At 62.5% G+C, this 16,921-nt stretch carries 18 protein-coding genes, 1 tRNA gene and 1 riboswitch; of the genes, 12 read left to right on the top strand and 7 right to left on the bottom strand.

Features of this window, described 5'->3' with window-relative positions; all coding sequences use genetic code 11:
• Window positions 1-4: 4 nt before the first annotated feature.
• Together ACM6UT_RS06695 and ACM6UT_RS06690 are read left to right on the top strand one after the other, a co-directional pair.
• The gene (locus ACM6UT_RS06695) at window positions 5-991 is read left to right on the top strand and encodes a type II secretion system F family protein (protein ID WP_416796565.1); all 987 of its coding nucleotides are present in this window, start codon (window positions 5-7) and stop codon (window positions 989-991) included.
• A 39-nt stretch (window positions 992-1,030) separates the two neighbouring features.
• A riboswitch (ZMP/ZTP riboswitch) is annotated at window positions 1,031-1,113 on the top strand.
• A gap of 21 nt (window positions 1,114-1,134) precedes the next feature.
• The gene (locus tag ACM6UT_RS06690) at window positions 1,135-1,776 is read left to right on the top strand and encodes a LysE family translocator (RefSeq protein WP_416796564.1); all 642 of its coding nucleotides are present in this window, start codon (window positions 1,135-1,137) and stop codon (window positions 1,774-1,776) included.
• Window positions 1,777-1,804: 28 nt separating this feature from the next.
• Here the strand turns inward: ACM6UT_RS06690 and ACM6UT_RS06685 are convergent, their stop codons facing one another.
• Complete coding sequence (locus ACM6UT_RS06685; protein ID WP_416796563.1) at window positions 1,805-2,629, bottom strand: tetratricopeptide repeat protein; 825 nt, start codon at window positions 2,627-2,629, stop codon at window positions 1,805-1,807.
• A gap of 146 nt (window positions 2,630-2,775) precedes the next feature.
• On the opposite strand from ACM6UT_RS06685, the gene ACM6UT_RS06680 reads away from it, so the two are divergent.
• The 5 genes from ACM6UT_RS06680 to ACM6UT_RS06660 all read left to right on the top strand — a co-directional run bounded on the left by ACM6UT_RS06680 (window position 2,776) and on the right by ACM6UT_RS06660 (window position 6,391).
• Entirely contained in the window at window positions 2,776-4,167 is a 1,392-nt protein-coding gene (locus tag ACM6UT_RS06680; RefSeq protein ID WP_416796562.1) for a leucyl aminopeptidase family protein, read from the top strand.
• Between the two features lie 86 nt (window positions 4,168-4,253).
• Window positions 4,254-4,604 carry a MarR family winged helix-turn-helix transcriptional regulator gene (locus ACM6UT_RS06675; RefSeq protein WP_416796561.1) on the top strand — a complete coding sequence of 117 codons (351 nt, stop codon included), beginning with the start codon at window positions 4,254-4,256 and terminating at the stop codon, window positions 4,602-4,604.
• Between the two features lie 9 nt (window positions 4,605-4,613).
• On the top strand, window positions 4,614-5,468 hold the full coding sequence (locus tag ACM6UT_RS06670; protein ID WP_416796560.1) for a C40 family peptidase: 855 nt from the start codon (window positions 4,614-4,616) through the stop codon (window positions 5,466-5,468).
• A 106-nt stretch (window positions 5,469-5,574) separates the two neighbouring features.
• Window positions 5,575-5,907: a hypothetical protein gene (locus ACM6UT_RS06665; RefSeq protein WP_416796559.1), complete on the top strand. Its 333-nt coding sequence runs from the start codon at window positions 5,575-5,577 to the stop codon at window positions 5,905-5,907.
• Between the two features lie 94 nt (window positions 5,908-6,001).
• On the top strand, window positions 6,002-6,391 hold the full coding sequence (locus ACM6UT_RS06660; protein ID WP_416796558.1) for a VanZ family protein: 390 nt from the start codon (window positions 6,002-6,004) through the stop codon (window positions 6,389-6,391).
• 145 nt (window positions 6,392-6,536) lie between these two features.
• On the opposite strand, the gene ACM6UT_RS06655 is transcribed toward ACM6UT_RS06660, so the two are convergent.
• Window positions 6,537-6,623 (bottom strand) — tRNA-Leu (locus ACM6UT_RS06655).
• A 288-nt stretch (window positions 6,624-6,911) separates the two neighbouring features.
• Here ACM6UT_RS06655 and ACM6UT_RS06650 point away from each other — a divergent pair.
• Entirely contained in the window at window positions 6,912-7,355 is a 444-nt protein-coding gene (locus tag ACM6UT_RS06650; RefSeq protein WP_416796557.1) for a BA14K family protein, read from the top strand.
• 45 nt (window positions 7,356-7,400) lie between these two features.
• Here the strand turns inward: ACM6UT_RS06650 and ACM6UT_RS06645 are convergent, their stop codons facing one another.
• Window positions 7,401-7,706: an Rdx family protein gene (locus ACM6UT_RS06645; RefSeq protein ID WP_416796556.1), complete on the bottom strand. Its 306-nt coding sequence runs from the start codon at window positions 7,704-7,706 to the stop codon at window positions 7,401-7,403.
• 142 nt (window positions 7,707-7,848) lie between these two features.
• Between ACM6UT_RS06645 and ACM6UT_RS06640 the strand changes: the two genes are divergently transcribed.
• Window positions 7,849-8,547 (top strand): type 1 glutamine amidotransferase, encoded by a 699-nt coding sequence (locus tag ACM6UT_RS06640; protein WP_416796692.1) that lies wholly within the window; start codon window positions 7,849-7,851, stop codon window positions 8,545-8,547.
• A 78-nt stretch (window positions 8,548-8,625) separates the two neighbouring features.
• Here the strand turns inward: ACM6UT_RS06640 and ACM6UT_RS06635 are convergent, their stop codons facing one another.
• Complete coding sequence (locus ACM6UT_RS06635) at window positions 8,626-9,627, bottom strand: DUF2336 domain-containing protein (protein WP_416796555.1); 1,002 nt, start codon at window positions 9,625-9,627, stop codon at window positions 8,626-8,628.
• Window positions 9,628-10,009: 382 nt separating this feature from the next.
• Here ACM6UT_RS06635 and ACM6UT_RS06630 point away from each other — a divergent pair, with 382 nt between their 5' ends.
• Window positions 10,010-10,204 carry a hypothetical protein gene (locus ACM6UT_RS06630; RefSeq protein ID WP_416796554.1) on the top strand — a complete coding sequence of 65 codons (195 nt, stop codon included), beginning with the start codon at window positions 10,010-10,012 and terminating at the stop codon, window positions 10,202-10,204.
• Window positions 10,205-10,237: 33 nt separating this feature from the next.
• Here ACM6UT_RS06630 and ACM6UT_RS06625 read toward each other — a convergent pair whose 3' ends face one another.
• The 3 genes from ACM6UT_RS06625 to ACM6UT_RS06615 all read right to left on the bottom strand — a co-directional run bounded on the left by ACM6UT_RS06625 (window position 10,238) and on the right by ACM6UT_RS06615 (window position 13,724).
• Window positions 10,238-10,789, bottom strand: coding sequence for a DUF1254 domain-containing protein (locus ACM6UT_RS06625; RefSeq protein WP_416796553.1), 552 nt, complete (start codon window positions 10,787-10,789; stop codon window positions 10,238-10,240).
• A complete protein-coding gene (locus tag ACM6UT_RS06620) occupies window positions 10,782-11,369 on the bottom strand; it encodes a DUF1214 domain-containing protein (protein ID WP_416796691.1) in 588 nt (195 codons plus the stop codon). Before ACM6UT_RS06620 ends, ACM6UT_RS06625 begins: the two co-directional genes overlap by 8 nt.
• Before the next feature lie 96 nt (window positions 11,370-11,465).
• Complete coding sequence (locus ACM6UT_RS06615; protein ID WP_416796552.1) at window positions 11,466-13,724, bottom strand: transglycosylase domain-containing protein; 2,259 nt, start codon at window positions 13,722-13,724, stop codon at window positions 11,466-11,468.
• Between the two features lie 79 nt (window positions 13,725-13,803).
• Here ACM6UT_RS06615 and ACM6UT_RS06610 point away from each other — a divergent pair, with 79 nt between their 5' ends.
• Both ACM6UT_RS06610 and ACM6UT_RS06605 read left to right on the top strand, forming a co-directional pair.
• Entirely contained in the window at window positions 13,804-14,262 is a 459-nt protein-coding gene (locus ACM6UT_RS06610; RefSeq protein ID WP_416796551.1) for a YcgN family cysteine cluster protein, read from the top strand.
• Window positions 14,263-14,421: 159 nt separating this feature from the next.
• Window positions 14,422-16,917 carry a heavy metal translocating P-type ATPase gene (locus tag ACM6UT_RS06605; protein WP_416796550.1) on the top strand — a complete coding sequence of 832 codons (2,496 nt, stop codon included), beginning with the start codon at window positions 14,422-14,424 and terminating at the stop codon, window positions 16,915-16,917.
• Window positions 16,918-16,921: the final 4 nt, after the last annotated feature.

Below are 16,921 nucleotides of genomic sequence, written 5' to 3'. Positions count from 1 at the left end.
CGCAATGACGCAGGATCTCGCCGCCCGACTGACCGACCCTGCACTGGTTATCGCCGTTCTGGTTGCCATCGCCGTCTTTGCAACGCTGTACACGATTGCCATTCCGTATCTCGAGCGCGGCGATCTCGAAAAGCGCATGAAGGCGGTGTCGACGGAACGGGAGCAGATTCGCGCCCGCGAGCGCGCCCGAATGAACGCTGACGGCGGGCGCGGGAAGGCGAGCTTGCGCGCCTCGCATAACCATTCCGTCCGCCAGATCGTCGAAAAGTTCAATCTGCGTCAGGCGCTGGTCGATGACGCAACGATCGACAAGCTGAAGGCGGCAGGCTTCCGCTCGCAGAACGCTCTCAACATCTTTCTTGTCGCTCGATTCCTTCTGCCTTTCCTGACTTTGACGCTGACGGCCATCTGGATCTTCGCGCTCGGCAATCTCGCGGAACGGCCGTTTGCCATTCGCATGCTGGTGACGGTGGTCGGCGGCTATATCGGCTTCTATCTTCCCAACATCTATGTCTCCAACCGGATGAGCAAGCGACAGCTGTCGATCAAGCGCGCCTGGCCGGATGCGCTCGATCTCATGCTGATCTGCGTCGAGTCGGGCATCTCGATCGAGGCCGCGATGCGCCGTGTCTCTGATGAGATGGCCACCCAGTCGCCGGAGCTCGCAGAGGAAATGGTCCTGACCACGGCCGAGCTTTCGTTCCTGCAGGATCGTCGGACGGCGTTGGAGAATCTCGGCAACCGCACGCAGCTCGACGGCGTGAAGAGCGTCACCCAGGCCCTGATCCAGGCTGAGCGCTACGGGACGCCGGTCGCGCAAGCGCTGCGCGTCCTTGCGCAGGAAGGCCGCGACGAACGCATGAACGAGGCGGAAAAGAAGGCCGCAGCCCTGCCGCCCAAACTGACCGTGCCGATGATCCTTTTCTTCCTGCCGGTGCTCGTGGCCGTCATTCTCGGGCCGGCTGGCATACAAGTCTCCGATCGCTTCTGACGCGGCATATTGCGACGGGTAATGAAAAACGCTACCTCTTGTCACCCGCGCAACTGGCGACAGAGATGGAGAACCATCGGGGAGCGCGGGCGAAACGGATGCCGCTCGCCTGGGCACGAACATCCAACATCTGGAGTTGCCCCATGTCGTCTCAAATGATTTTCGTCAGTATACTCGGTGCGATCCTGATCGGTGCAATGAGTCCCGGGCCGAGTTTCATTCTGGTGAGCCGTACAGCGATCGCGCAGGGGCGATCGGCCGGTGTTGCAGCGGCACTCGGCATGGGACTCGGAGGCGCCTGCCTCGGAGGACTCGCGCTTCTAGGACTGAGTACTCTCCTTCTGCGCGCCGAAACGGTCTTCGTACTCGTGAAGATCCTCGGTGGCCTTTATCTCGTCTATATCGGCTTCCGTGTCTTCCGGCATGCATCCACCCCGCTTGCTTTCGAAAGCGGTGGACCGGAGCGTGCGAGGTCGCTCGGCAGCAATCTTGTCACGGGGCTTTTCATCCAGCTCAGCAACCCGAAGACGGTCATCGTCTACGGAAGCATATTTGCCGCACTTCTTCCCGCCGAGCCGGAGCGCTGGTTGATGCTCGCACTGGTGCCGATGCTCTTCGGCATCGAGGCCGGCTGGTATCTGGTCGTCGCGCTTGTCTTTTCCGCGAGCGCGCCGCGCCGCGCGTATGCCCGTGCAAAGAGCTGGATTGACAGAACGGCCGGCGCGGTCATGGCTGGCTTGGGCGCGCGCCTTGCAGCAGAGGGAATCGCCTCACGGGTCTGGTGAGTTCCGCGACGATCCTGTGGTTCCTGCGTCAGTTGGTCTGCGTATCTGCGTCCTTGGCCGCAAGCTGCTTCCACGAATTCTGTTGCGCCAGCATTGAGCGCAGATAGGCGACGTTTGCCTCTGCTTGCTGCGGGTCGAGTTCCTGGCGTGCAATGCGCTCGGCGTCGTCGAAGCGCCCCTGCAGGCCTATCACCAGGGCGAGATTCTGGCGCACGCGGCTGTCGGATGTCGGCTGTTGCGAGGCTGACTTCAGATAGGTTTCCGCAGTCCTGAGGTCGCCGGACAGGACGTAGGACATGCCGAGATTGGAAAGCACGGACGGTTCGTTCGGCTTCAGATCGAGGGCCATGCGATAGCGGCTGCGGGCCTCCGCGGAGCGGCCGAGCTGATCGAGCACCGCCCCTTCGGCCGAATAAAGTCGCCAGTCCGGACGATCGGGCGTCTGCGCTCTGGATATGGTGGACAAGGCCTGTTCCATCTGGCCAGACGCCGCCTGCGCCTTGCCATAGGCCGCGAGCACATCGCGGTCGGCAGGATGGGCGATTGCGACCTGCTGCATCACGGCCAGAGCCTGGGCATCGCGGCCGGTCATCATCAGGATGCTTGCGTAGGTCAGGCCCGTCTGCTTGTCCTTGGGGTTACGATCATAGGCCGAGCCGATCCGCTCGGCCGCCGCGGCGAGTTCGCTTGTCGTCATCGCCTCGACCGGTTTCGTGAGCTTGGGGATCGATCCGGTGACGGTTGGGTCCTTCTTGGCGGTGGTGGAGCAACCGGCCGTGATTGTCGCGAGCGCAAGAATGCAGACTTTGACGGTCATCATCGTGCGACGTGACGTGGTTTTCCTGGCCCCCATGATTCACTACCCCCTGATGCGGCACTTCCGGCGTCGGCGGAACCTGCAGGTGGCATCCGACGCAACCTCGTGACTAGCAATAATCTGTTAACCCTAACGGAGCGTTAATGTCGGCGACCGCGACTGATTCCGCAGAAAGAGCATCCATGGCGCCTTACCAATATATCGATCGAAAAAGCCCCTTCAGCACGAAGAGCGGGAAGACCCTTCCGATCTTCGCCGTGACACCCGCCCACATCGAGACCGGCACAATCGACCCGATCGCGCTCGATTGGGCGCGCAAGGCGGGCTTCACCGCGGAGGCGGGGGCGTTGCTTCTCGTTCCGACGGCCGACGGCCACCTCGGGGGCGCACTCTTTGGTCTCGGCACCAATCCCTCGGCGACGCCCTTTCTCGCCGGCAGGCTTGCCCGCCAGCTTCCTGCCGGTGACTGGCATGTCGAGACTGCACCACTCACGGCAAATCGCCTCGCGCTCGGTTACGGTCTGGGCAGCTATAGCTATGATCGGTATCGCAAGGAGAACCAAACTGGGCCGAAGCTGTTGATCCCGCAGGATGCCGACGCGACCGACATCAAACGGCAGCTTGCCGGTATCTTTCTCGCGCGAGACCTCATCAACACGCCGACCAACGACATGGGGCCGGGCGAGCTCGAACGTGTGTTCCGGTCGGTTGCCGAACACTACAAGGCCGAGGTTTCCGTTATCGTCGGCGACGACCTCCTGAAGGCCAATTTCCCGTTGGTTCATGCCGTGGGTCGGGCGAGCGCTGAGGCGCCGCGTCTGCTCGAGATGCGTTGGGGCAAGGACGGACATCGCCGCGTCACTCTCGTCGGCAAGGGAGTATGCTTCGACACCGGAGGTCTGGACATCAAGCCTGCTTCCTCGATGCTGCTGATGAAGAAGGACATGGGCGGCGCAGCCAACGTCCTGGGCCTGGCGCTGATGATCATGGACGCCAAGCTGAAGGTCGACCTACGTGTTATCATTCCTGTCGTCGAGAATTCCATCGGAGGGAATGCGTTCCGCCCCGGTGACATCTATCGCAGCCGCAAGGGATTGACCGTACAGATTGACAACACGGACGCCGAGGGGCGGCTGATTCTGGCCGATGCGCTCGCCTATGCGGACGAAGAGGAAACCGATCTTCTCATCGACATGGCGACCTTGACCGGTGCGGCGCGTGTGGCGCTCGGGCCGGACCTGCCGCCCGTCTTCACGGACGATGAGGAACTTGCCGCCGAACTCGTCGACGCGAGCCTCGAAACCGACGATCCGCTCTGGCGGATGCCGCTCTATATGGGGTACGACAAGAGCCTGAAGGGCCAGATCGCCGACCTCACCAACGCGCCGGCCGGCGGCATGGCAGGAGCAATCACGGCAGCCCTGTTTCTCAAGCGGTTCGTGAGCCGCGCCAGGAGCTGGGCCCATTTCGACATCTTCGGCTGGGCGCCCTCGGAGCGCCCACACTCGCCGGTCGGCGGCGAGGCCCAGGCGATCCGCGCGCTCTACCGCTATCTGCGCTCCAGTGTTCGCTGACGGCGCGGGCGCTTGCCCGCCGTGAGTCTTGCAAACGGCGGGTGATTGCCGGAAAAGAGGTACGTCGTGAAGCCGGATGACGTCGTATGAGTGTGGAACTGACTGCGACTGAGGCATTGTGCCTCTGGCACAGGGTGACAGTGCAACAGGTTCAGCAGGACAATCGCGATCTGACGCTTCGGCAGATGGCGGTTCTCTTGCAGATCTATCTCGTGCCGCCGCCGCACACCGTTCGCGGGCTCGCGGCGACGCTCCGGGTTACCAAGCCGGTGATCACCCGTGCATTGGATACGATGGGGGAAATGGGCCTGGTCGAGCGCGTCCGGGACGACCACGACCGTCGCAACGTGATTATCAAGCGCACCGTTCTCGGTGCGCTCTACCTTGAGCGTTTCGGTGACCTCGTCATCGAAAAGGGGCGAACGTTGGGGATCTGAGAGGGTCTTATGGCACTGGACAGACGATTGAACGCCTATCGTGAAGACCTGGCCGAGAAGTCGCTGGAGGGGCAGGTCGCCGCTCGCCGCTTCGTTGCCGGAGAACCGGCGCGGATCGATTTTCCGGTTGCCGCCCTTCGTCCCAAACCTGACCTTGCATCCGGCATCGACACGGAAGTTCTCCTTGGAGAAGAGGTGATCGTCTTCGATCGCGCGGACGGCTGGGCGTGGGTGAAGGCGGCGAGCGACGGCTACGTCGGCTACCTGCCAGACGCAGCGCTCGCGCCGCCCGATGCCGCGCCGACCCATTATGTGGTCGTCCCCCGTACCTTTCTGTATCCCGGCGCGGATCTGCGCTTTCCCGCCGCTGCCGCCCTTTCGATGGGAAGTCGCGTTGCGGTCGTGGGCGAGGCCGAGACGCGCGGCACTCGCTACTTCCTGCTCTCCGACGGGCGGGCGATCGTTGCGGGGCATTGTCTGCCGATCGGCGCCTATGCGAGTGACGACTACGTGGCGGTCGCGGCGCGCTTTCTCGAAACGCCCTATCTGTGGGGTGGCCGTTCCGGTTTTGGTATCGATTGTTCCGGGCTCGTCCAGCTCTCCCTGATGATGACGGGCCGTTCGGCGCCTCGCGATACCGATATGCAGGCGGCCGGACTTGGCGCGGAGATCGGACGCGGCGATCTGAAGCGCGGCGATCTCGTCTTCTGGAAAGGTCATGTCGGAATCATGGAAGATGGGGAGACGCTGCTTCACGCCAACGGTCATACGATGACCGTCGCGCGTGAGAATTTCGAGGCCGCGGTTAGGCGTATTGGCTGGCTTTATGACTTGCCGACCGGTTATCGCAGGCCCGTCACATGATCATGCGTGGGATGGCGGTCTTACGCTTTCCGGCTCCCGCACCTATATGGTGCCTGGCGGCCAGCTTTCGGATCAACCGGCGGCGGGGAACCAGAAGGGCAAGTCCATGAAGATTGTTTTGGCATTGCTGAGCTTGCTCCTGGGCATGTCCGCCGTCGTGCTTCCGGCTCATTCGGGCGAAACGCGGTTGATCGACCCTTCCGGCTATTTCAAGGATCTGCCCGGCGTCACCGCCCCGGACGCGTCGCGGAAGGAGCCGGAGTACAGATGCACGACGGCTACCCGCCGTTTCCGCAACCGGGACGATGTCGGTTTTTCCGACACCCTGCCTGTGCTCGTCTACCGCTGCACCCGTGACGGCGTCACCTTCGAGAGCCGCAATCCTCCATTGACCGGCTCCTGGTATCCCGGCGTCAATCCGCGCGATATCGAGAAATAGCGTCGGCATTTGGCCTGCGAGCCTTGTGAGGAGAGCAGGGGTGCCTTTCTCCGCTGGCCTTTCTTCTGCCGAGACAACAGTCTAGTCTGTCGGGATGTTCAAGTTCTCGTCGCTTTCGAGGGGCCTCGCCTGGAGCCTCCTTTTCACGATCTTCCTCGTCACCATAAGCCCGATAGGTCTCCGGCCCCACACGCTAACGACGGTCAATCTCGATCGTGGTGCCGCCTTTGCGGCGATTTCCATGCTCTTCGTGCTCGGCTACCCGGATCGCTGGAAGCGGATAGGCCTGCTCCTGGTCGCCGGCGCCGCGCTCTTCGAGGTCATGCAGATCATTTCGCCGACACGACACGCTCACGTCGAGGATGCGCTGGTGAAGTCGTTGGGCGTTCTGGTCGGGGTGGCTGTCGGCTATGCCACATCACATTTCTCAGCCTCGGTGCGACCGTCGCTTGCCCCTCGTTCGGTGCCCATTCGGAAGGACTGACACGAATTTCTAGGCTCGCCCGTGAGCGACGACCTCGATGTGCAGGTGCCGGGTGATCGCGCCGGCGCCCGAAACGAGAAAAGCCCGGACGAACCGGGCTTTTCTCGTGTTTTCAACGCCGTATCTACGGCTTGAAATCGGAATTTGGTGCCCAGAAGAGGACTCGAACCTCCACACCCTTTCGAGTACCAGCACCTGAAGCTGGCGCGTCTACCAATTCCGCCATCTGGGCGACGGTCACGCATGTAAGGGGGTCGCCTCCTGCTGTCAACAGGCATTTTGAAGTTTTCGTGTCGTCAGTCGAGAAAGCTGTGCGGCGCCTTGCAGTGGCTCGGGATATCGCCCGAACAACAGGCGACTTGTGACCGCGGAGAGACGTGGAGCAGATCCTGAGCCGTCTTCGAAAAGCCATGATCGCACCCAAGATCGGACAGGTTGAGAACAGATCGTTCGGATCGACCTGTCATTACGCCCTCCGACCGGGTGGTGTCGCCGACAGGCAGACGACGGGGAGACGCTCATGCACAAGATCCGGAATTTCCTGCTTGGCGGCCTGCTGGCTGCCGCAAGTACGCTGCCGGCGCCGGCCAACGCCACGATGCCTGCAATACTCGGCGGGCGGGAAGCGGCATCCGCCGATGTCGTACAGGCGGCGGTCGTCTGTGATCAATACGGCTGTTACGACACCTGGCTCCATCCGGCTCCGCCACCGCGTTGGCTGCCACCACCACCGCCGCCGCCGATTTACCGGCCGGCCCCGCCCTATTACCGTCCGGTTCTGCCGCCGCCAGGCTATTGGCGTTATCGTCGTCCCCCTCCGCCACCGCCGATCTACCGTGCGCCGCGCTCCTGGGATAATCACGTGAGGTGGTGCCTTGAGCGCTATCGTTCCTACAATCCGCGGACGAACCGCTATGTCGGCTACGACGGCTACTTCCACGTCTGCCGCTCGCCTTACCGGTGAGATGAACCGAACGTCCAAGAAGGTCGGGTCTGCACCCGGCCTTCTTTAGCCTGCGCTGTCCGGGCTCGGGCCGGGCCGGTCGACATGGCCGAGATCGCGGTCCGGTTCGACGACGTCGCGTATCCGCTGCTTCAGCTCTTTCGGGCCTGGAAAGCCACCGTCCCGCTTGCGCTCCCAGACCAGAGTTCCGTCGACCCGGATTTCGAAATTGCCGCCGGTGCCGGGAATAAGGGCCACCTCGGCGAGACTGTCGGGGAATGTCTGCAGCAGCTCCTGCGCCATCCAGCCGGCGCGCAGCAGCCAGTTGCACTGGGTGCAGTAGAGAATGGTGACGCGCGGTTTTGTCGGCATATTCCTCTCCGTTCGCAACGATGATATCGGTCCAGCCACGGGTGTCCACCGGCTCATCGGCTATGATCCAAGGCTCTTGAACCTGCCGCGCCATCATGGTCATCTGTCGCCGGGTGTATGGGAATCGGAACGGATCGCAAGCATGCGCGTGGCTATCGTCGAAAACATGCCTTCAACCCAACACGGGCTGGTCGGTGTTGCGCTCCGGGAGGCGGGGGCCGGGCTTGACGTGATCCGTGCCTTTGCCGGCGAGCCCCTGCCGGCCGACATCCATTACTACGACGCTCTGGTGGTCTTCGGCGGCGAACAGAATGCCCGCGACGATCACGCCCATCCATATCTGCCGGCGCTCGCCGGCGTGATGAGGAGTTTCGGCGAGGCCGGCAAGGCTGTTCTCGGTATCTGCCTTGGCAGCCAGGTGCTGGCGCGTGCCTACGGCGGCGAGAATCTGATCGGTACCGCGCCTGAATTCGGCTGGAGGGATATCATGCTCACCGACGGCGCGAAGAGCGATCCAGTCCTGGGGCATCTGGGCCGGCAATTCGTTTCGTTCCAGTGGCACGACGACACGTTCACTCTCCCGCAGGGCGCTATCCGCCTCGCTGAGAACGACATTGCCAGGAACCAGGGATTCCGCATCGGCAGGGCAAGCTACGGCATGCAATTTCACTTCGAGGCGGATCAGCCGGTCGTCGAGGAATGGGTTCGTCTTTTCCCTGCGCATGTCGAGCGCAAGGCGCCGGGATGGCTCGCCCGCCATCCGGAGCATGCCGCGAGGCACGCAGCGAAAGCGGACGCTTCCGGCCTCGAGATCGCCCGCGCCTGGGTCCGCCAGATCTGAAACTCAGGCGACCTGTCGTCGGGACGACCGCCGCAATCCGCCTTGCGCGACCGGATATCCAAATGACCAAGGTGCCGCCTAGCGGTGCCGCGCCTTGAGCACCTGGCGGGCGTGATCGTCGCGAACGATCGCACCACGGCGGCGATCCTGCGAAGCGCCACCGGACGTAACCTCGTTAGTACGCACGATGGTGAGGCCTGCCGGCAGGTTTTCGATGTTAGAGGCGCTGGAAGATCCGGTCGTGGCAGTGCCATCCTGCCGATAGGTGTAGCTGTCAGCGCGGCGCCAGGTCTCAATACGATCGGCGCAATCGATCGGATCCAGGTCCTTGATCAAGACGTCCGCGCGCGTCATTTCGGTGACTGTTTCGGACAGATGCGGATAGAGGCACTTGAGCACGAAGACGGTTTCATCCGCTGGCATGGCCACGCCCGTAAGGGTCACGGCGAGCTGGCGGCCGGAAATGTCGAGCATGATGCGTTCGGCAAGCCAGCGGCTTGCGGAAAGTACCTCCGACAGCGTCGAACAAAAGTGATCCGCCTCGCCGTTGCGGGCGAAGCGCACCAGCAACGCCTCCTGCATCGGCGTTATGGTACGCATGCCCAGCCGATCGGAAACAGGGGCGTTGAGATGATTTGCAAGCCGCTTGATGCGCTCGCGCAGTGCTTCGCTGTGGTCGGTCCGAGCTTGCCGCGAGACAGTTTCGCCGCCGCCGGACCGCACAGGCCCCATGCTGTGACGAAGGCCGACAAGCGCATCGATGACGGCCGGCGACAGCGACTGCCGGCGCACGATGGCACGGGCATGCGCCGCGCCTTGCGTTCGGGCAATCATGATGAGGAGATCATCGGAAAGGCACGGCGACGAGGCGAGAAAAGGTGCCGCGACCGCGATCGGCTGCGACGCGATGAAAAGAGCGACGGCGGGCGGGACGTTCGGGTTCTGCGAAAGAGCTGCGACCGCCTGACGCCGGGCGTCGTCAGAGGAAGCCTGGAAGAGGGGTGCGAAGAGTTCCGCGAATTGCCTCAACTCACTCTTTCGCGGATGTCGCACGTTCTCGAAGCTGGTGACGGTCGCCATCAGAACAACGTCCTTCTTCCGCAACCTCTGGGGTTTTTCCAGTTCCCGAAAGCGATCGACCACGACAAGACCTTAACCTTACGCAAGACAGATATGAGCCAAACTAGAACAAATTTGTTAGCAAGCTGTTAACTAAGCTGTGCGTGAATTGGGCTGTAGTCGTGGAACTGCACGCCGATTCGCTTGCAGGCACACGTTGTTAGGCGTGCCCCGTTTGGTGGGCAGTGAGTATCGCCCACCGTCGGTTCGCGCTGGAGAAAGGCGCAGATGACCCGGCCGTGATCCAAGAGGGAAGCTTTGCCGGACTGTGCCGGCCCTTCAAGACGGAGGGCAGGGTGAGATCGATTTCTTCATCCTTCTCGGCCTAGAAACGGAGACGAGCATGGCGGAGATCGTGAAATTGGAAGAACGGCTGGCACGCCAGCCGAAACGGCGGCCGGAGCACCACGAGGCAGTAATCCTGCTCTTCACGGGGGTTCGATACGAGTACCGCGACGGTCACCTCGTCCGCACCGGCGATTTGTTCGATGGGCACCACGTGCCTAAGCCGAAGGGCAAGGACCCCTTGCCCCACTGATCGCTTCCGACCCTTAGCGGCGAACCGTCGCTGCTAATAGTCGGAGAACGGCGCACATACCGCGTCCGCGAGAAAGTCTCTCGCACCTTCCTCGAAACTTGCCTGCGGGGCCATGGTTCGCAGGACGGCGTAGCCGAGCGGGTCCTTGAGCTCGACGGTGATCGTTTGCGACAGGGAGTCCGGCAGCGCCTTTCGGATACGACCGAGTTGCACGCTCGAAGCTGCGAGCACATCGACGCTCCCGTCGACAGAGGTCCGGTCGTTTATACTGAAGACCTCGTCGGAACGGCTGTTATAGACGGCGAGCGACCAGAAGCCGGGACCCTTGTCGGCAAGAAACCTGACCGGCTGGGCCGTGACGTCAAAATGGCAGACCGCCGCTTTCACGTAGGGATCGATATTGGCAAGCCTCTCCCCTTCGCTCACGTCCGGCAGGCTGTAGAAAGCGTTCTCCGGACCTTCAGCCTGCACGCGCGTATAAGCATCCTGTCCGGTAAAGCTCGGAAGCGCCAAGATAATAATGATATGCAGTAGCGCCGCTCCAACGATCCCCGTCGCGGTTGCAAAGATAAGCTTCCTAGCCATTCCGGCACCCGATGCGTTCAAGTTCCGGCATGTTGAGGCCGATCAGGCCGGAACTCCCCGCCGCCGGCGTGTCGAGAAGCGTCAGCACCAGCGAAAAGGACCCCGCTTGCGGCAGCGCCAGCCAATTACCGGGTTGGGGGCCGGTGGAGATCACGATGTCGAAACTGCCGTCTTGGTGGCGCAGCACCGTTCGAGCGTTGAAGGAGGAGGGCAGCGATGCGGCTGCCGGCAGCGGCCGGCCCGCTGCGTTCGCAGCGTAAAGAGTCCAGGTGCGCGCGGTCGGTGTGCGACCATGCAGCCGGTAAGCGCAATTCGTGTTGAGCCGTCGTCCTTGCTCGTCCTCTGTTGCGCTAAAGACCAGTCCCTCTGCCGATCCGTAGAGAAGTCGCCCGGCCTTGGCCCGATGCGACCGCGCGTAGGGATCGGCAGACGCAGTCTGTGCCTCGGGAAACGCTTGCCATACGCCGAGCCTTATCGCTCCGAAGCCGGCTGATGCTTGCAGCGCCCACATTGCGGAGAGAATGCCGCCGCCGAAAGCGATGGTGAGCGCGACGGCAATGAGGAAAGGAACCCGGAACACCTTGTCGACCAATTCCATGTTGTCCGGCTGCAAGCGGTATCATTCAAACCATTGAAGTTCAAACGCAACCGAAGTCCGCGGACTGTTTTCTGCCACCTATCCGGGATCGCGGCCGGCTGCCGAAGCGACCCTGCGGGGAGTGGTGACGGGCTTGGCCTCTTTCAACATGCGCCCGATCTCGCGGATGAGCCGGGTCGAATCCGCGGACAGTGATCGCGGCCGCATGAGTGGCGGGAGCCCCGCCGGTTCGCCCTCGCTCGCCGCCGTGGCGACCTTTGGGGCCGCGGCTTCCGGCGCAGGGTTTTCGACGCCGGGAATGGCGCGAAGCTCGATGCCCTGGTGGGCATAGTCCATCAGCTTCTTGAAGGTCATGGCCGGAACCGAACCACCGGTCATGTTATTGGTCGAGGTATAGTCATCGTTGCCGAACCAGACGGCGGCCGTGTAGTTCCCCGTGAAGCCGCAGAACCATGCGTCTCGATAGGCCTGTGTCGTGCCGGTCTTGCCGCCGGTCAGTATGCCGTCGACCGCAGCTCGGCGCCCCGTTCCGACATAGGGAACACGCGTCAGCATCTGGTTCATGTAGGCAGCGGCGGTCTCGGAGAGCACCCGCTGCGGCGGCGGTTCATCCCGCGAGAAATCGTAGAGCACGTCGCCGTCATAGTTCATGATCTGTGCGATGCCGTGACGGCGAGACTGGTAACCACCGGCGGGAAACACGGCGTAAGCTGTGGCCTGGTCGAGCACAGTGACTTCGGAGGTCCCGATCGGAATCGTCACGTCCTTGCGGATGGGTGTCTCGATACCGAACTTCTCCGCTTCGGCCATGATCTTGTCGATCGCATTCGGTCCAAGTTTCTCCTTGGCGAGACGGACCGGAATAGTGTTGATCGACTTGGCGAGGGCAGTCTTGATGTCGATCCTCCCGGCATAGCTGTTCCCGTAATTATGCGGGCTCCAGTTGCCCCAGGAGATCGGGGCGTCGACGATCGGCGAGTCGGGCGTCAGACCCGATTCCATTGCCAGCGAATAGGTGTAGACCTTGAAGGAAGAGCCGGGCTGACGCAGCGCCTTCGTCGCGCGGTTGAACTGGCTTTCGCCGTAGTCGCGGCCACCAACCATCGCGCGAACAGCGCCGCCGTTCTCGATCAGGGCCAGGGCCGCCTGTTTTGCGTTATAGCTTTCGCCGTATTCGCGCAGGCTGGAGGCAACCGCCGCCTCCGCCGCTTTCTGCAGACCCATGTCTATGGTTGTTCGCACCACCAGCGAATGCTGAGGAAAGCGCGCTGCGAGCCGTTGTACCTCGTCGAAGGCCCAATCGAGGAAATAGTCAGGCGCTTCGGCGTCATCGCGGTCGACGACGGTTGCCGGGTTGCGTCGTGCACCGATGACCTGTCCCTCGGTCATGATGCCGCTCTGCACCATGTTCGACAGCACCTCGTTGGCACGCGCTCGTGCCGCCGGAAGGTTGACGTGCGGCGCGTACTTCGCCGGCGCCTTGAAGAGACCAGCGAGCATGGCGGATTCGGCGAGGTTCACCTCGGTGATGTTCTTTCCGAAGTAGAACTGCGCCGCCGCTGCCGCACCGAATGTCCCGCCACCCATGTAGGCGCGGTCGAGATAGAGGGACAGGATTTCTTTCTTGGTGAGATTGGCCTCCAGCCAAAGCGCCAGAAATGCCTCCTTGATCTTGCGTTCGAGCGAGCGCTCGTTGGTCAGGAAGAGGTTCTTCGCGAGTTGCTGGGTAAGCGTCGATCCGCCTTGCACGACGCTTCCGGCACGCGCATTCTCGTTCATGGCGCGGATGAGACCCAGAAAATCGATGCCGAAGTGGTCAAAGAAGCGGCGGTCTTCGGTCGCCAGGACCGCTTTGATCAGGTGATCCGGCAGGGCATCGATCGGCACCGAGTTTTCGTGGATGATGCCGCGGTGGCCGATCTGGTTGCCGTAGCGGTCGAGGAAGGTGACGGCGAAATTGCCGCGGTTGCGCCAGTCTTTCTTGGTTTCTTCGAAGGCCGGCATCGCAAGCGCCAGCAATAACACCATACCCGCGGTGCCGAGGGTCAGGGCCTCTCCAAGCACCTCGAAAACGGCACGCTTCCATCCATGCACGCGGAAACGGCGGAAGAAGATGGTGATCTCCTCCCAGGCCTCGCCGGCGGCGAATCCCGCATTCCACACGGTCGAGTCGATCCAGGAATCGATCCGCAGAAGAATGTGGCTCTTCCTGCGCGATCTCCTTTTCGGCGGTTCGGGCTCCTGCACCTTAGAACTTTCCCCGTTGACGCGTTGAAAGCTTGACGGGGCTGCCGCCGCACGCCACAGGAGGGCGTCGAGGCATCGAGCCGTCGGCATAGACTTGATACATGGTCCATTCGGGCCCAAAGAACAAGAAGAAAGCGGCGTCACTTAGCCGCTCACGCAAGGTGTGATGATGAACGAGATCCCTTACTGGAAACGCAAGACACTCGCTGAAATGTCGGCAGAGGAATGGGAAGGCCTCTGCGACGGCTGCGGGATTTGCTGTCTCAACAAGCTCGAGGACTGGGATACCGGCGAGGTCGCGTTCACGTCGGTGGCCTGCCGGCTGCTCGACGCGCACAGCTGCCGGTGCAAGGACTACGAGAACCGCCAGGCTACGGTGCCCGACTGCATTCGTCTGACGCTGGACGAGGTGGAGACGATTTCGTGGCTGCCGCCGACCTGCGCCTACCGACTGATTTCCGAGGGCGAGGATCTCTATTGGTGGCACTATCTGGTATCCGGCGACCGGGAAACTGTCCACCAGGCCGGCGTTTCCGTGCGCGGCCGCACGGTGAGCGAGGAGATCGTACCGGTCGAGGACTTCGAGGACTACATTGTCGACTGGCCCCTCAGGGTCGGCGAATCGTGAGCCGGCACCGCGCCAATGCGTGACGTACTGTAGGCGGATGCCACACCGCTACGGCGCCTTTCACCACGCTCGACTTTTCGGATATTCGGAAAAATTCGCTTTTGCCTCTTGACCCTCCCATGATGGGAAGGTCCATCTAGGGTGGCAGAGGTGAAAATCATGAACGAACTGCCGACAAGACTGAACCAGATGTCATCGCGCGCCGCTCCCATCGAGGTGCCTATCGAGGGCATGACTTGCGCGTCCTGCGTCAAACGCGTCGAGAAGGCAGCCGCGGCTGTACCCGGTGTCGCCGAAAGCGCCGTGAATTTCGCGACCGAGACTCTGACGGTGAAGCCGCAAGAGGGTTTTGCGGCGGAGAAACTCCTCGCCGCGATCCATGCCGCGGGTTACGAGGCAAAGTCTGAGACGATCGAGCTCGAAATCGAGGACATGACCTGCGCCTCCTGCGTCGGCCGGGTCGAGAAGGCCCTCAAGGCTGTGCCGGCCGTCGAACGCGCCACGGTCAATCTGGCGACGGGGCAAGCTACTGTCTCCGTTCTTGGGGGCAAGGCCCAGGTGCCGGCCTTGCTCGACGCAGTCCGCAAGGCTGGCTATGGCGCCAAGCTGGTGGCCGACACGGACAAGGGAGATGCCGCGCAGGCAGCGCGAGCGCGAGAGATCGGCAAGCTGACCCGCGATTTCGTTATCGCGTTCATTCTGACCCTGCCGCTCCTCGTCATGGAGATGGGTAGTCATCTCTATCCGCCGCTGCATCACACGCTGATGGAGATCTTTCCTGGAAATCTCCTGAACTATATCCAGTTTGCCCTTGCGACGGCCGTGCTGCTCGGACCGGGTCTCCGCTTCTATCTGAAAGGTTTTCCTGCGCTCCTGCGTGGGGGGCCGGACATGAATTCACTCGTCGCCATCGGAACGTCGGCAGCCTACGGCTACTCTCTTGTGACGACGTTTGCACCCGAACTGTTGCCTTACGAGGCGCGAAACATCTACTACGAGGCGGCGACGGTGATCGTCACGCTCATTCTGCTCGGGCGGTTACTCGAAGCGCGAGCCAAGGGGCGTACCGGTGAGGCGATCCGCAAACTTGCCGGCCTTCAGGCGAAGACGGCTCGTGTCGAACGGGACGGCGTCACGGTCGATGTCGCGACGGAGGCAGTCATCGTCGGCGATGTTGTGGTGATCCGCCCCGGTGAGCGTATTCCGGTCGACGGCACCGTGATCGACGGCGGCTCCTATGTCGATGAGTCCATGATTTCCGGCGAACCCGTACCTGTCGAGAAAAGCGCGGGCGCGACCGTCATCGGCGGCACGATCAACACGAGCGGAAGCTTCCGCTTTCGGGCGGAAAAGGTCGGCGCCGATACCATGCTTTCCCAGATCATCCGTATGGTCGGCGAAGCGCAGGGATCGAAATTGCCGATCCAGATGCTGGTCGACCGGGTGACGGGATGGTTCGTGCCGGTGGTCATGGCGATCGCGGCACTTACCTTTGTCACCTGGGTGCTCGTCGGGCCGGAACCCGCCTACACCTACGGCCTCGTCGCGGCCGTGGCGGTGCTGATCATCGCCTGCCCTTGTGCGATGGGGCTTGCCACGCCGACGTCGATCATGGTTGGCACGGGACGTGCGGCGGAGCTGGGTGTGCTGTTCCGCAAGGGCGAGGCTTTGCAGAACCTGCGTGAGGCCGGCGTCGTCGTCATGGACAAGACCGGAACGATCACGAAGGGCCGGCCGGAGCTTACCGATCTCATTGTAGCGGACGGATTTTCCGAGGATGAGGTGCTGATGCTGGCCGCCAGCCTGGAGGCGCGTTCGGAGCATCCGCTCGCCGAGGCGATCGTCAAGGCGGCGGAAGCGCGAAGGATTGCGTTTGCCGCCGTCGAGAAGGTTGAGGCGGTGCCGGGCTTCGGCATCACCGGCACCGTAGCCGGTCGTGCCGTGGCGGCCGGCGCCGACCGACTGATGGAAAAGCTCGGACTTTCGGTTGCGCCCTTCGCCGACGGGGCTCGCGGGCTGGCCGCCGAGGGAAAGACACCTCTTTACGTGGCTATCGGTGGCGTTCTCGCCGGAGCGGTCGCTATTGCCGATCCCTTGAAGGAGACGAGTCCGGCTGCGGTTTCGGCGCTGAAATCGATGGGCCTGAAAGTGGTGATGGTGACTGGCGACAACCGCGGAACGGCGGAAGCGATCGCCCGCGCTGCCGGCATCGACGAGGTGATCGCCGAAGTGCTGCCGGAAGGCAAGGTGGACGTGATCCGGGAATTGAAATCGAAGGGGTCGACCGTCGCCTTCGTCGGCGACGGCATCAACGATGCGCCGGCACTGGCGAGCGCGGATACCGGCCTCGCCATCGGAACCGGTACGGATGTGGCCATCGAAAGCGCCGACGTCGTGCTCGTCGGCGGCGATCTCGGCTCGGTCGTTCATGCAATCGAACTGAGCCGTGCCGTGATGCGGAACATTCAGCAGAACCTGTTCTGGGCCTTCGGCTATAACGTTCTGCTGATCCCGGTGGCGGCCGGTCTGCTCTATCCCGCCTTCGGTCTCCTACTCTCGCCGATGATCGGGGCCGGCGCGATGGGCTTGTCGAGCGTTTTCGTGGTCACCAATGCGCTGCGTTTGACGCGGGCGCAGGTGACCCGGCTTTCCTGACGAG

The sequence above is a fragment of the Ciceribacter azotifigens genome, from assembly GCF_048159625.1.
GTDB classification, from domain to species: Bacteria; Pseudomonadota; Alphaproteobacteria; order Rhizobiales; family Rhizobiaceae; genus Allorhizobium; species Allorhizobium azotifigens.
The sequence above is the reverse complement of the archived record's forward strand: the minus strand, read 5'-3'. Positions and strand labels throughout refer to the sequence as shown.